Source organism: Mesorhizobium sp. CNPSo 4684 (assembly GCF_057784315.1).
The window spans coordinates 308,862-322,935 of the sequence record NZ_JBWLUX010000012.1; the positions used below are offsets into that span (position 1 = coordinate 308,862).

The window sequence follows — 14,074 nt, forward strand, 5'->3', positions numbered from 1 at the left end:
CAGGATTTGAATTTGCCCCGCCGTTGGCGCTGCCCCTCACCTGCCTGCCGGCATCCTCTCCCCGTATAGTGACGGGGAGAGGGGCGCTTTCGTTGATGATTTCGCCAATCGCCAGCGTCGCAGAAATAGCGCCGAGGTTGCGGCCAGCCTCTTTCTCCCCGTCACTATACGGGGAGTTGAGGAATGGTCCGCGAAGCGGACGAAAAGCCAACTGCTTGGCTTTTCGAATGACGAACGCCCGGCAGGGCAATGAGGGGCGGCGCTGACATCGGCTACCTGTCCGAGGCGATTGCTTTGGATCCTGATGGTATGCCGGCGGCCTTTTTCGCCGAACAGCGAAAATGGAGCAACGCCGTTCTTGTCTCTTGCCGCTCAAGACGCCAGCTATGGGACGAACGACATCGGCATCGGGCTGAATGTCTGTACACAATCGCCAAGGGAGACACGACATGGCATCCGAAGTCGCAGTGATCGCCGGCGCTGGCGCGGGCCTGAGCGCCTCGCTGGCCCGCCTTCTCACCGCGGAAGGCTATCGCGTGGTGCTGGCCGCGCGCAACACGGCCAAGCTCGCGGCACTGGTCAAGGAGACCGGCGCGCTGGCCGTCGCGACCGACGTCGCCGATCCGGCCTCCGTGGCCAGCCTGTTCGAGGCCGCCGACAAGCAAGGCCCGCTGGCGCTTGCCGTCTTCAATGCCAGCGGCCGTACCCGCGGCCCGATTGCCGAGGTCGATGCCGATGCGGTCAAGCAGGCGCTGCTGGTCGGCGCCTATGGCGGCTTCCTGGTCGGTCAGCAGGCGGCGCGGCGACTGCTGGCACGCGGCTCCGGCTCGATCCTGTTCACCGGCGCTTCCGCAAGCATCAAGGGCTTTGCCAACTCAGCCGGCTTTGCCATGCCGAAATTCGGCTTGCGCGGCCTGGCGCAGTCCATGGCGCGCGAACTCGGTCCGAAAAACATCCATGTCGCGCATTTCATCATCGACGGCCAGATCGCGGCAGCGGGGCGGACGGCCGAGCGGCCGGATAGCCACCTGTCGCCCGATGCGATCGCCGAGACCTATCTCGCGACCCATCGCCAGCATCGCAGCGCATGGAGTTTCGAGGTCGAGCTGCGGCCCTGGGTCGAGACATTCTGATCGACCGGGCGTGGCCGTTCTCGCGAACGTGAAATCTTTGAGAGAATATTCCCGGCTTCGTGTTTGAGAAGAAATGCGGTTCTTTGATCCGGCACACAGCATTGCCGATGATGTCGTCAAGGCTTGGTATTCCATCAAGCCGAAATGACTTCAGGATTACGAGGGATCGACAATGCCCGAACGCGGAAACGCTTCCAATTCATTTCTTTTATCAGCCATCGGCCGGCGCGCTGCCCTTGCGGCACTTTTTGCCTCGGCCGTCACACTTGTCGGACTGGCCCAGCCGACGCCGTCCTTTGCCGAGGACAAGAAGTCGATCAAGGTCGGCATCATCAGCGGTGAGGATGAGGATGTCTGGCGCGTCGTCCTCGCCCAGGCCGCCGAAAAAGGCCTGACCGTCGAGACCGTGGTGTTCAATGACTACACCCAGCCCAATGAGGCACTCGAGCGCGGCGAGATTGACGCCAATGCCTTCCAGCACCAGCCTTATCTCGACAACCAGATCAAGACTCAAGGGTATCATATCGTCCGCGTCGGCTACACCGGCGTCTGGCCGATCGGCCTCTACTCCAAGAAATACACCAAGGTTGCCGACCTGCCGGAAGGCGCGGTCATCGGCCTGCCCAACGACCCCTCCAATGAAGGCCGCGCGCTGCGCGTCCTGCAGAACGAAGGCGTGATCAAGCTGAAGGACGGCACCGGCATCCTGGCGACCACCGCCGACATTGCCGAGAACCCGAAGAAGGTCGTCATCAAGGAGCTCGATGCCGGCATTGTCGGTCGCTCGGTCGAGGATCTCGACGCGGCGGTCGTCAACACCGATTGGGCGCTGAAGAGCGGCCTCGGCCCGGACAACCGCATCGCCCAGGAGCCGGTGGCCGACAATCCCTACCGCAACTTCATCGCCGTCAAATCCGGCAATGAGAACGAGGCCTGGGTGAAAACGCTGGTCGCGTCCTACCAGAACGAGGCGGTCAAGGCCGAGTTCGACAAGGTCTACAAGGGCACCGGGATCAGCGCCTATTGATCGGCGCCGGGCTGTCAGAAGCAGGCGGTCCGCTTTTGAGCGGGCCGCCGTCGCATTTTCGTACCGTTGAAACGGACAGTGAAATGAACCAGCACGTCACGGCCGCAACGGCCGATCCGGTCCACCTATCTGCCGCCGGGCAGGAGGATGTCGTCCGCCTTGTCGACCTGAAGCGCCGCTTCGGCGCGACGTCCGCGCTCGACGGCGTCTCGCTGACGGTGAAGAAGGGCGAGATCCTCGGCATCATCGGCCGCAGCGGCGCCGGCAAGTCGACGCTGATCCGCTGCCTCAACGGGCTGGAGCGGCCGGACTCCGGCGATGTCTTCATCGAAGGTCGCGAGATCGGCCGGCTTGGCGAGCGTGAGTTGCAGCCGCTGCGGCGGCGCATCGGCATGATCTTCCAGCACTTCAACCTTTTGTCGGCCAAGACGGTCGAGGACAATGTCGCGCTGCCGCTCAAGATCGAAGGCCGTCCCAAGGCCGAACGGCTGGCGCGCGCTGCCGAACTGCTCGACCTCGTCGGCCTGTCGGAGAAGGCCAAAGCCTACCCATCCTCGCTGTCTGGCGGCCAGAAGCAGCGCGTCGGCATTGCCAGGGCGCTGGCCGCGCGACCGGCGCTGCTGCTCTCCGACGAAGCGACCTCGGCGCTCGATCCGGAGACGACGCGCGCGATCCTGGCCTTGCTGAAAGACATCAACCGGCAGCTCGGCCTGACCATCCTGCTCATCACCCACGAAATGGAGGTGATCCGTTCGATCGCCGACCGCGTCGCGGTGATCGATGCCGGCCGCATTGTCGAGCAAGGCCCGGTGTGGTCGGTCTTCGCCGAGCCGCATTCCGAAATCACCAGGAGCCTGCTTGGCGGCATCCGCCCGCAGCTGCCGGCCGAGATTGCCGGTCGGCTTGTTCCTGGTGACGAGCTCATCCTCAGGATAGACGTCGCCGGCGAAGCCGCGCGGGGCCCACTGCTATCAGATCTCGCTGTTGCGGTTCCGGGTCCGTTCCGCCTCGTCCACGGCGGCATCGACCATGTCCAGCAGCAGCCTGTCGGCACGCTGTTCGTGGCGGTGGCGGGCAACGATGCCCGCCATCTCGCTGAAGTAATCGCTTTCCTGAAGGCCCGCGAAGCGCGGGTGGAGGTGCTTGGCCATGTCGCCGGTTCTGTTTGAGCTTCTGCTGCGCTCGATCTGGGAGACGGTCCTGATGACCGCCGCGTCGGGCCTTATCTCGCTGGTCTTCGGCCTGCCGCTCGGTCTGGCCTTGATCGCCACAGAGCGCGGCGGCATCGCTGAAAACATCTGGGTGAACCGCGCGCTTGGCGCCGTCATCAACGGCTTTCGCTCGGTGCCCTTCATCATCCTCTTGGTGGCATTGATCCCGGTGACGCGGCTGATCGTCGGCACCTCGATCGGCACCTGGGCGGCGATCGTGCCGCTGTCGATCGCGGCGACGCCCTACTATGCCCGCATCGCCGAAGTCTCGCTGCGCGAGGTCGATCGCGGCCTGATCGAGGCGGCGCGCGCCATGGGCGGCAACCGCTGGACGATCATTCGAGAGGTGCTGGTGCCGGAGGCGCTGCCCGGCATCGTCGCCGGTTTCACCGTGACGCTGGTGACGCTGATCGGCGCCTCGGCCATGGCTGGCGCCATCGGCGCCGGTGGCCTCGGCGACCTCGCCATCCGCTATGGCTACCAGCGTTTCGAGACCAGCGTCATGGTCGCCGTGGTCATCGTGCTGATCATCCTCGTCTGCGGCATCCAGTGGGTCGGCGACCGGCTGGTCGCAAGACTGGATCGGCGCGGATGAGCGGCCGCGAACATTCTTTGCCCGTCGGCTGCAAAAGGCAGCGCCGGCTTTCTTCATTCGCCTCGAGATTGAATTGCGCATTGCTTTGATTGGACAAGCCTGCGTGCCACCGTGACAGCGGGGCCGGCAAACAAGGAGCTTGACCATGCCCAGGATCGTACCCGTGCTTGACCTCAGCCGCCTCGAACAGGGCGCCTCGGAGCACCGAACGTTTCTGTTCGACCTGCGCACGGCCGCGCGCGATGTCGGCTTCTTCTATTTGACCGGCCACGGCATATCGGCTGCGGATACCGGCGAGGTGCTCGACGCCGCGCGCCGGTTCTTTGCCTTGCCGGAAGCCGACAAGCTGGCGATCGAAATGGTCAAGTCCTCGCAGTTCCGCGGCTATACCCGCGCCGGCGGCGAACTCACCAAAGGCAAGGCCGACTGGCGCGAACAGCTCGACATCGGCGTCGAACGCCCGGCCATCCCGCAAGGCCCCGGCGTGCCCGCCTGGACGCGGTTGCAAGGGCCGAACCAGTGGCCGTCTGCACTGCCCGGACTGAAGCCGGCGCTGCTGGCATGGCAGGCCAAGGCCACCGCCGTGGCAATCCGTCTGCTCAGGGCGTTCGCTCTATCGCTCGACCAGGCCGAGGACGCCTTCGATCCGATCTACCGCAATGAGCCCAACCATCGCATGAAGATCGTTCGCTATCCCGGCCGCAACGCCACCGGCGACGATCAGGGCGTCGGCGCGCACAAGGATGGCGGCTTCCTGACGCTTCTGCTGCAGGATGAGAACAAGGGCCTGCAGGTCGAATATGACGGCAGCTGGGTCGATGTCGATCCGCTCCCCCATACGCTGGTGGTCAACATCGGCGAACTGCTCGAACTGGCCTCGAACGGCTATCTCCGGGCAACCGTGCACCGTGTCGTGACGCCGCCGGCTGGCGTCGAGCGCATCTCGGTGCCGTTCTTCTTCAGCGCCCGGCTCGACGCGACCATCCCGCTGCTCGACCTGCCGGAGGAACTGGCGGCCGAGGCGCGCGGACCGGCAAGCGATCCCGACAATCCGCTGTTTCGCAATGTAGGCACCAATGTGCTGAAAAGCCGCCTGCGCTCGCATCCCGACGTGGCGCGCCGGCACTATGCCGATCTCCTGGAGACCGGCGCGTCGGCCGTTTGAGCCCGTTGGCGGCAGGAACAAATTTCTGTATCTTGCGGCTGTTTTAGAAAGCTATCCGTCGCCAACCGCCGCGAATACGCGCATATAGGAATTATCGTTCGGCGGTTTCCTCCCATTCCGCTGGACGGTGTTCCCCTCTGAAGGTTCTTGACCTTCTTTTGGCCGGGCAGCTTTTGCGCCCGGCCTTTTTTATCCAACCGTTTTGAGAGCTATTTCGCAAATTGGCACCTCGGCATGGTGATGATTTAAAACGTTTGCAATTTTTCGAAAGAGCATTACAAACGTTTCAAACACTCGGTCGGGAGGAGCGATTGCCACCCCGCGTCACCACGCTGAAGGAGCTAGCGGCGAGCCTTGACCTGTCGATCACGACCGTGTCGCGGGCCCTTGCCGGGCATGAGCAGATCGCCTTGAAAACCCGCGAGCGCGTTGCGCAAGCGGCGCGCCAGGCCGGCTACGTTCCCAACACGGCGGCACGCACGCTTGTCTCCGGCCGCAGCGGCTTCGTCGGACTGGTGCTGCCGGTCAGGGGCCCGAATCTGGTCGATTCCTTCCTCGGCGAGTTCGTCACCGGGCTTGGCGAAGGGCTGGTGTCGCATGGCGCCGACCTCATCCTCGCCACCGCGGCCCTTGGCCATTCCGAGCTGTCGGTGCTGCGCCATGTCGTCGAATCCGGACGCGCCGACGGCGTCGTCGTCACCCGCATCGCCGAGGTCGACGAGCGCCTCGCCTATCTGCGCGAGCGCGGCTTTCCCTTCGTCGCCCACGGCCGCCTGCTCGACAGCGACTTTGCCTACAACTGGCTCGACACCGATGGCGCGCACGCCTTCGGCGAGGCCTTCGACATGCTCTACGATCTCGGCCATCGTCATTTCGGCCTGGTGACGATTTCCGAGCCGATGACCTTCCGGCATCTGCGGCAGGACGGCCTTGCCGCCGCCATCGGCCGCCGCGGCGATCCGTCGGTGCGCCTCCACGTGGCGACGGCGCCGCGCTTCGACCGTGGCGCCCGCATCCAGGCGATCAACCGCATGCTGCAAGGCACGGACCGGCCGACCGCTGTCATTGCCCTTTTCGACGAGTTGGCGCTGACGGTGATGGAGGAGGCGGCGCGCGCCGGCCTGACCGTGCCGCGCGACCTTTCGGTCATCGGCTTCGACAATGTCGTTGCCTCGGCCTATGCGCCGCCCGGCCTCACCACCTTCGACGCCTCGATCCGCCAATGCGCGCGCGAGATCGCCGACATGCTGCTCACCGTCATCGCCGAACGGCCTGCCGCGCCGCTGACGCGGCTGATCCGGCCGACGCTGGTGCCGCGGGCGAGCCACGGCCCAGCACCGCAGACAAGAAGCTGACGTCGCAACGACGGCGCATACCCAGGGAGGAAGACCATGATGAAGATATTGAGGACACTGGCGGGCGCCGCGCTGGCACTGTCGTTTGCCGTTGGCGGCGCGCAGGCGCAGCAGGTGCTGTTCTGGTCGACGCAGGCGCGCCCGGTCGAGGAAACCCAGAAGATGCGCGACGCGGTGCTGAAAGGCTTTGACGGCGCCGTCGACTATCAGGTCGCCGAGGACGGTCCCTGGCTTACCCGCCTGCAGGCCGAACTGCAGGCCGGCACCGGCACCATCGGCTTGCTTGGCGGCCTGCATGGCGACTTCTCCACCGTCGGCGCCAACCTTGTCGATCTGTCCGCTGTCGATGTCGGCGGCGTCAAGGTCAACGAGGCCTACAAGAAGCTCGGCACGCTCGGCACCGGTGAGCAGAAATACATGCCGTGGATGCAGGCCACCTATTTGATGGCGGCCAACAAGCAGGCGTTGCAATATCTGCCGCAAGGCGTCGATCTCAACACCATCACCTACGACCAGTTGATCGAATGGTCGAAGAACATCGCCGAGAAAACCGGTTCGCCGAAATTCGGCTTTCCCGCCGGCCCGAAGGGGCTGAAGCACCGCTTCTTCGAGGGTTTCCTCTATCCCTCCTATACCGGCTCGATGGTGACCAAGTTCCGCTCGCCGGAGGCCGAGACCGCCTGGAACAAGTTCAAGGAGCTCTGGCAGTACACCAATCCGAATTCGACCAACTATGCCTTCATGCAGGAGCCGTTGCTGTCGGGTGAAGTTTGGGTGGCGTTCGACCATGTCGCGCGGCTTGCCGATGCCTTCAACCAGAAGCCGGACGAGTTTGTCGCCTTCCCGGCGCCTGCGGGTCCTGCCGGTCGTGGCTTCATGCCGGTGGTTGCCGGTGTCGCCATCCCCAAGACCTCGCCGGATGTCGACAAGGCGAAGGCGCTGGTCGCCTATATGCTCAAGCCCGAGACGCAGATCGCGACGCTGAAAGCGACCAATTTCTTCCCGGTCGTCGACGTCAAGCTGCCCGACGACATGCCGGCCTCGGTCAAGGCCTTCGGCCCGGCGATCGCCACCATGACCGGCGCGCCCGATGCGCTGCCGGCGCTGTTGCCGATGGGGCTTGGCGATCTCGGCGGCAAGTTCAACCAGGTCTACACCGACAGCTTCGAGCGCATCGTACTCGGCGGCGAGGACGTGCATGGCGTGCTCGAAGAGCAGGGGACAGCGCTCAAGGCGATCATCGACCAGGCCAAGGCGCCCTGCTGGGCGCCTGACAAGCCATCCACTGGCGCTTGCCCGGTGGAATAACGACCAGATCCTCCCCGAGGGCCGGGGCGTCCGGAGTTTGTTGCACTCCGGGCGCCCAAACCGCACCACTTGGCCACGCACCACTTGGCCGCAAAGGACACCACCATGAACGGCAAGGCTCTGCCCTATCTGCTGCTGATGCCGGCGACCCTGTTCCTGTGCGTTTTCTTCCTCTACCCGTTCGTGCTGGTCGCCTTCGAGGCGGTGACCCGCGACGGCGCCTTCACCCTCGACAATTTCCGCGCCATGGCCGGCAGCTGGAAGTTCCCGGTCACCGTGCGCAACACGCTGCTGCTCGCAGCCATCGTCGTTCCGATCCAGCTCGTCATGGCGCTGCTGATGGCCTCGGTGGTGTCGCGGCTGGAGACGGGGCGCAGCGCAGCGCTCTATATTTTCGCCATTCCGCTCGGCATTTCCGATCTCGCCGCCGGCCTGATCTGGCTCGCCATCTTCGACCAGTCGGGCTTCCTCAACACGCTGCTTTCCCACGTCGGCGTTGTCGACAGACCGATCATGTTCCTCGGCTATCAGAGCAAGCTCACCATCTTCATCGCCGTGGCGCTGGCCGAGATCTGGCGCGCCACCGCCATCATGATGGTCATCCTCGTCGCCGGCATGGGACTGATCCCCAAGGAATATTACGAAGCCGCGGAAGTATTCGGTGCCGGCCCGTGGAAGCGTTTTGTCCGCATCACGCTGCCGCTGCTGCGGCCGAGCCTGCAGACAGCGATCATCCTGCGCGTCATCCTCGCCTTCGAGGTCTTCGCCGTGGTCGCCGCCCTTGGCGGCACCAATCTGCCGGTGCTGATGGGCGAGACCTACAACTGGCAATTCACGCTGCAGGACCGCAATGTCGCCGCCGCCTCGGCGCTGCTCATTCTCGCCATCTCGATCGGCTTCACGCTGTTCTTCCTCAGGGTGCTACGCGTGCCCAAGGAGGCGCGCATATGAGTGCGGTCACGCAAACCCCAGCCGCCGCAAGCGCCGATGCCCGCAAGGCCGGCGACTGGCTGCTGATCGCCACCGCCATCCTGCTTGGCGTCTGGGTGCTGCTGCCGATCTATCTCCTGATCGTCAACGCGCTGTCGTCGCCCGAACAAGTGACCGCCTTCCCCAAGCGCTTCTTCCCGTCCTTCGATACCGGCAGCCTGTCGTTCTTCATCAATTTCGCCGGCGTCGCCAGGGCGCTGTGGAACTCGGTTCTGGTCGCCACGCTGACGATGATCCTGTCGATCGGCTTCGGCGCTCCGGCTGGATATGCGCTGTCGCGCTTCGATTTTCCCGGCAAGGGAACCTTCCGTTTTCTGGTGCTGATGACGCGCGCCTTCCCGCTGCCGCTGCTGGCGCTGCCGTTAGCGGTGATGTTCATCCGCACCGGCCTCGACGACACCGCGATCGGCCTGGCGCTCGTCCACACCACACTGGCGCTGCCCTTCGCGGTGCTGATCACCTTCTCGCTGTTTTCCGGCATTCCCGTCGAACTGGAGGAGGCCGCCTGGACGCTTGGCTGCACCAGGCTGCAAGCGTTTCGCAAGGTGATCCTGCCGCTGGCGCTGCCCGGCATCGCGGCGTCGGCGGTGTTTGCCTTCACCATCTCCTGGAATGAGGTGTTCGCCGCCGCCGTGCTCACCATCGAGAACCGCACGCTGACCGCTTTCCTTCTGCAGAGCCTCGGCGAGTCACCGCTCTACCTCAAATTCGCCGGTGGCGCGGCTCTGGTCGTGCCGGCGCTGATCTTCATCTTCGCCGTCCGCAAATATCTGTTCGCCATGTGGGGGATCGCCAACCGATGACACGCGACACGGAGAAGGCTCATGGCTGAAATCGCGATCAAGGGCGTCGCCAAGCGCTTCGGCGGCTTTACCGCGCTGCATCAGGTCGATCTCGCCATCGCTGACCAGGAATTCATGGTGCTGCTCGGCGCCTCCGGCTGCGGCAAGACCACGCTGCTGCGCATCGTCGCCGGGCTGGAGACGCCGAGCCAGGGCGAGGTCTGGATCGGCGGCCGCCGCGTCGACCATCTGCCGCCGCGCGAGCGCGGCATTGCCATGGTGTTCCAGAACTATGCCGTCTTCCCGCATCTGACCGTGTTCGAAAACATCGCCTTCGGCCTGCGCATGAAGAAGCTGCCGCAGGCCGACGTCGAGCGCCGCGTCAACCGCACCGCCGAGCTCATGCATATCGAGCAATTGCTGAAGCGCTATTCGGGTCAGCTGTCCGGCGGCCAGCGTCAGCGGGTTGCGGTTGCCCGTGCGCTCGCCATGGAGCCGGACGTCATCCTGATGGACGAGCCGTTGTCCAATCTCGACGCGCTGCTCAGGCTCGAAATGCGCGCCGAGCTCAAGGGCGTGCTCGCGGCGTCGAAGACGACCACCATCTATGTCACTCACGATCAGGTCGAGGCGATGAGCCTCGCCGACCGCATCGCCGTCATGCATCAGGGCCGCATCGTCCAGGCCGCGTCGCCGGTCGAGGTCTACCGCAACCCGGCCGCCCGTTTTGTCGGCTCCTTCATCGGCAATCCGCCGATGAATTTCATCCCGGCGACCAAGGCGGCAAACGGCAGCTGGAGCGTTGCCGGGCTGACGCTGCCCGGTCCGAAATCGGACAAGCAGAAAATCGAGTTCGCCATCCGTCCGGAGGATGTCGACGCCGGCAGCGAAGGGCTGCATGCCGCCGTGCGGGTCATCGAGCCGCTCGGGCCGCACACGCTGGTCACCTGCGATGTCGAGGGCGGCCTGTTCCGCGCCATCCTGGAATCGAATGCCAGTGTCAAGGTTGGCGAGCAGCTGCGGCTGGCGCCCAAGCCCGATCGCGTCCGCTGGTTCGATCCCGAAACCACCAACGCCCTTTAAGGAACGAATGCCGTCCATGACTTCTCTAGCCGTCGACGAAACCATCGCCCGCGCCGTCGAGGTGCTGAGGGAAAACGACCAAGGCGCCTACACTATCCCGACCAGGGGTCTCTACCCCTTCCAGTGGAACTGGGATTCCTGCCTGACCGCACTGGGTCTTGCCCACTACGACGAGGCGCGCGCCTGGACCGAGATCGACACTTTGTTCGCCCATCAATGGCCGGACGGCATGGTGCCGCACATTGTCTTCCATGTCTGGAGCGACGGCTATTTTCCCGGGCCCGATGTGTGGCGAACCAATCGCCCGACCGCGACCTCCGGCATCACGCAGCCGGCCGTCGCCGGCTTTGCCGTCCGCCGCCTGTTCGACCGCGCCACGGACAAGAAGCTGGCGGCGGAACGGGCGCATGCGCTGCTGCCGAAGATCGACGCCTGGCATCGCTGGTTCTATGAGAACCGCGACCCCAAAGGCGACGGGCTGGTCGCCATGATCCATCCCTGGGAATCCGGCCGCGACAATTCGATCGACTGGGATGATGCCTTCGAGCGCGTGCCGACCGAAGGCGTCGAGCCCTACACCCGCCGCGACATTCTGCACGCCGACCCGGCGCACCGCCCGACCAAGGCTCAATACGACCGCTATCTCTGGCTGCTGCAGCATTTTCGTGCACTCGGCTGGGACAATGCCAGGCTGCACGACGCCTCGCCATTTCAGGTCGTCGATCCCGGCTTCAACGCCATTCTGATCCGCGCCTCAGCCGATCTAGCCGATCTCGCCGATGCGCTGGGCGAAACGGAGATCGCCGAAGCCAACCGCGGCCGTGCCCGAAAGGGTCTGGCGGCAATGGAGCGGCTGTGGAGCGAGGCGCACGGCCAGTATCTCTGTCTAGACCGCACCACCGGCAAGCTGATCGACAGCGCCTCCGTCGGCGGCATTTTGGCCGCCTTTGCGGCGATTCCAGAACCTCGCGCGGCGGCGCTCGCGGCACGCGTCGAGCGCCTTGCCGGAAAGGCGCGCTATGTCGTGCCCTCGCACGATCCCGACGACCCGCGCCTCGACGCCAAGCGCTACTGGCGCGGTCCGGTCTGGCTGGTGGTCAATTACATGATCGCCGACGGGCTCAGTGCTGCCGGCCATGGCGATGTCGCGCAACACATCACGCAGTCCAGCCTCGACCTGATCGGCGAAAGCGGCTTTGCCGAATATTACGACCCGCTCACCGGCGAACCACTAGGTGGCGGCCGCTTCACCTGGACAGCGGCAATGGTGATCGAGTTTTTGCGGAAGGGGTAGGGCGATCTCCCCCCTTGTGGGGGAGATGTCCGGCAGGACAGAGGGGGGCGCTGTCCCGCCGGCTTCTCAGTCCTTCACAATGGTGCCCTCAGGCATATCCTCGCCTGGTGCAGGGCGAACAAGGTTGGCATTCCTTCACGCCCCCCTCTGCCCTGCCGGGCATCTCCCCCACGAGGGGGGAGATTAGCACCTCACCCAAACTTCGGATCGAGGCTGCCCGACTTATACCGCTTGGCCATCTCAGCAACCGGCAGCGGCTTGATCTTCTGCGCATTGCCGGCAGTGCCGAACTGCTCGAAACGCTCCTTGCAGAGCTTGCGCATCGCGGCCATGGCCGGCGTCAGATACTTGCGCGGATCGAACTCGCTCGGATTTTCGGTCAGCACCTTGCGGATGGCGCCGGTCAGCGCCATGCGGTTGTCGGTGTCGATGTTGATCTTGCGCACGCCATGCTTGATGCCGCGCTGGATCTCTTCCACCGGCACGCCCCAGGTCGGCTTCATCTGGCCGCCATATTTGTTGATGATCTCCTGCAGGTCCTCCGGCACCGAGGACGAGCCGTGCATCACCAGATGCATGTTGGGCAGGCGACGGTGGATTTCCTCGATCACGTTCATCGCCAGCACCGCGCCGTCCGGCTTGCGTGAGAATTTGTAGGCGCCGTGGCTGGTGCCCATGGCCACCGCCAACGCATCGACATGGGTGTCCTTGACGAACTCGACCGCCTGCTCCGGATCGGTCAGCAGCTGGTCGTGGCTGATCGCGCCTTCGACGCCGTGGCCGTCTTCCTGCTCGCCGCCACCGCTTTCCAGAGAGCCGAGCACGCCGATCTCGCCTTCGACCGAGACACCGCCCCAATGCGCCATGTCGACGACGCGCTTGGTGATGCCGGAATTGTAGGCGTAGTCGGCCGGCGTCTTGCCGTCTTCTTTCAGCGAACCATCCATCATCACCGAGGTGAAGCCGTACTGGATGGCGGTGACGCAGGTGGCCTCGTTGTTGCCATGGTCGAGATGCATGCAGACCGGAATGTCGGGGTGGATTTCGACCAGCGCGTCGATCAGCTTGGCCAGCACCACGTCATTGGCGTAGGCGCGGGCACCGCGGCTTGCCTGCAGGATGACCGGTGACTTGGTCTCCTCGGCCGCCTCCATGATGGCGAGGCCCTGTTCCATATTGTTCATGTTGAAGGCGGGTACGCCGTAGCCGTATTCGGCGGCGTGATCGAGCAATTGTCTCAGTGTTATGCGAGCCACCCAATAGTCTCCCGTATCTGGTTTCAAGCGCAACGTCGCGGGCCGGCCGGTTGCCGGCCCAGATGCTTCTGGCCGGATTTCGCCAGAACCGCAACCGTCAGCGGCTATGGAGGGCGCAATTCTTGTTGCAGGGCTGAAATCCGGCTGTTTTGGCGCATCTTATGCCGCGATCAGCTCCCGTGCCGCCAGGATCTGCAGGCAGGCATTGGCCGCTTCCTTGCCCTTGACGGTGAAGTGCTCGAAGAAGAAGCGGTGATGCTCGGCGCTGTCATGATAATTGTGCGGCGTCAGCACCGCCGACAGCACCGGCACGCCGGTCGACAGCTGCACATTCATCATGCCGTCAAGCACGGCGCCGGCCACGAAATCATGGCGATAGATGCCGCCATTGACGACGAAGGCGGTGCCGAGGATCGCGGCGTAGCGGCCGGTCGTAGCCAGTGTCTTCGCGTGCAGAGGGATTTCGTAGGCGCCCGGTACGTCGAACACATCGACGGCGAAGCGCCCGCCGCCGAGCACGGCAAGCTCTGCCTTGAAGGCCTGTACGCACTGGTCGACGACATCGGCGTGCCAGCGCGCCCGAACGACGGCGATGCGAACAGTTTCTTGGTGTCTTGGGGTATGCTGATTCATGGGTCCATCCTTCCGTTTCGAACCAGAATCAGGACGCACGATACGAAATCCGGCCCGCACGAGCGGTCCGTCTTCCGTTTCGTTCTCTTCCATCCGGACTGTGACCGTCGGCTCCGGAATCACACCGGATCTGCTGACCCTCCTGTTGCCGGGAGGCGCTCGCGGGCTTGAGCCGAGACTCTTACCGCCGGTGGGGACTTTCACCCCGCCCTGAGAACATTAACGGGGGAGATATGGAGGGG

General features: G+C 64.4%; 13 protein-coding genes and 1 riboswitch. Of the genes, 11 read left to right on the top strand and 2 right to left on the bottom strand.

Annotated elements, in window-relative coordinates; genetic code table 11:
• The first annotated feature begins 449 nt into the window (after positions 1 to 449).
• The 11 genes from AC04SG_RS13875 to AC04SG_RS13925 all read left to right on the top strand — a co-directional run bounded on the left by AC04SG_RS13875 (position 450) and on the right by AC04SG_RS13925 (position 11,943).
• The gene (locus AC04SG_RS13875) at positions 450 to 1,133 is read left to right on the top strand and encodes an SDR family NAD(P)-dependent oxidoreductase (protein ID WP_488551496.1); all 684 of its coding nucleotides are present in this window, start codon (positions 450 to 452) and stop codon (positions 1,131 to 1,133) included.
• 172 nt (positions 1,134 to 1,305) lie between these two features.
• Complete coding sequence (locus tag AC04SG_RS13880; RefSeq protein WP_488551497.1) at positions 1,306 to 2,160, top strand: MetQ/NlpA family lipoprotein; 855 nt, start codon at positions 1,306 to 1,308, stop codon at positions 2,158 to 2,160.
• A gap of 83 nt (positions 2,161 to 2,243) precedes the next feature.
• Positions 2,244 to 3,329 carry a methionine ABC transporter ATP-binding protein gene (locus tag AC04SG_RS13885; RefSeq protein WP_488551498.1) on the top strand — a complete coding sequence of 362 codons (1,086 nt, stop codon included), beginning with the start codon at positions 2,244 to 2,246 and terminating at the stop codon, positions 3,327 to 3,329.
• Positions 3,310 to 3,966, top strand: a complete 657-nt coding sequence (locus AC04SG_RS13890) for a methionine ABC transporter permease (protein ID WP_027050105.1) — start codon at positions 3,310 to 3,312, stop codon at positions 3,964 to 3,966. Before AC04SG_RS13885 ends, AC04SG_RS13890 begins: the two co-directional genes overlap by 20 nt.
• A gap of 145 nt (positions 3,967 to 4,111) precedes the next feature.
• Complete coding sequence (locus AC04SG_RS13895; protein WP_488551499.1) at positions 4,112 to 5,131, top strand: isopenicillin N synthase family dioxygenase; 1,020 nt, start codon at positions 4,112 to 4,114, stop codon at positions 5,129 to 5,131.
• A gap of 311 nt (positions 5,132 to 5,442) precedes the next feature.
• Positions 5,443 to 6,486, top strand: a complete 1,044-nt coding sequence (locus AC04SG_RS13900; RefSeq protein ID WP_488551500.1) for a substrate-binding domain-containing protein — start codon at positions 5,443 to 5,445, stop codon at positions 6,484 to 6,486.
• A gap of 36 nt (positions 6,487 to 6,522) precedes the next feature.
• On the top strand, positions 6,523 to 7,794 hold the full coding sequence (locus AC04SG_RS13905) for an ABC transporter substrate-binding protein (RefSeq protein ID WP_488551501.1): 1,272 nt from the start codon (positions 6,523 to 6,525) through the stop codon (positions 7,792 to 7,794).
• Positions 7,795 to 7,899: 105 nt separating this feature from the next.
• A complete protein-coding gene (locus AC04SG_RS13910) occupies positions 7,900 to 8,745 on the top strand; it encodes a carbohydrate ABC transporter permease (protein ID WP_488551502.1) in 846 nt (281 codons plus the stop codon).
• Positions 8,742 to 9,587, top strand: a complete 846-nt coding sequence (locus tag AC04SG_RS13915) for a carbohydrate ABC transporter permease (protein ID WP_488551503.1) — start codon at positions 8,742 to 8,744, stop codon at positions 9,585 to 9,587. The genes AC04SG_RS13910 and AC04SG_RS13915 overlap by 4 nt, the downstream gene beginning before the upstream one ends.
• A 21-nt stretch (positions 9,588 to 9,608) precedes the next feature.
• A complete protein-coding gene (locus tag AC04SG_RS13920) occupies positions 9,609 to 10,649 on the top strand; it encodes an ABC transporter ATP-binding protein (RefSeq protein WP_488551504.1) in 1,041 nt (346 codons plus the stop codon).
• 16 nt (positions 10,650 to 10,665) lie between these two features.
• Positions 10,666 to 11,943 (top strand): amylo-alpha-1,6-glucosidase, encoded by a 1,278-nt coding sequence (locus AC04SG_RS13925; protein ID WP_488551505.1) that lies wholly within the window; start codon positions 10,666 to 10,668, stop codon positions 11,941 to 11,943.
• Positions 11,944 to 12,134: 191 nt separating this feature from the next.
• On the opposite strand, the gene fba is transcribed toward AC04SG_RS13925, so the two are convergent.
• Both fba and AC04SG_RS13935 read right to left on the bottom strand, forming a co-directional pair.
• Positions 12,135 to 13,199 carry a class II fructose-bisphosphate aldolase gene (fba, locus tag AC04SG_RS13930; protein WP_013532928.1) on the bottom strand — a complete coding sequence of 355 codons (1,065 nt, stop codon included), beginning with the start codon at positions 13,197 to 13,199 and terminating at the stop codon, positions 12,135 to 12,137.
• A gap of 159 nt (positions 13,200 to 13,358) precedes the next feature.
• Entirely contained in the window at positions 13,359 to 13,832 is a 474-nt protein-coding gene (locus tag AC04SG_RS13935; protein WP_488551506.1) for a 6,7-dimethyl-8-ribityllumazine synthase, read from the bottom strand.
• A gap of 77 nt (positions 13,833 to 13,909) precedes the next feature.
• Positions 13,910 to 14,054, bottom strand: a riboswitch (FMN riboswitch).
• Between the last annotated feature and the right edge of the window lie 20 nt (positions 14,055 to 14,074).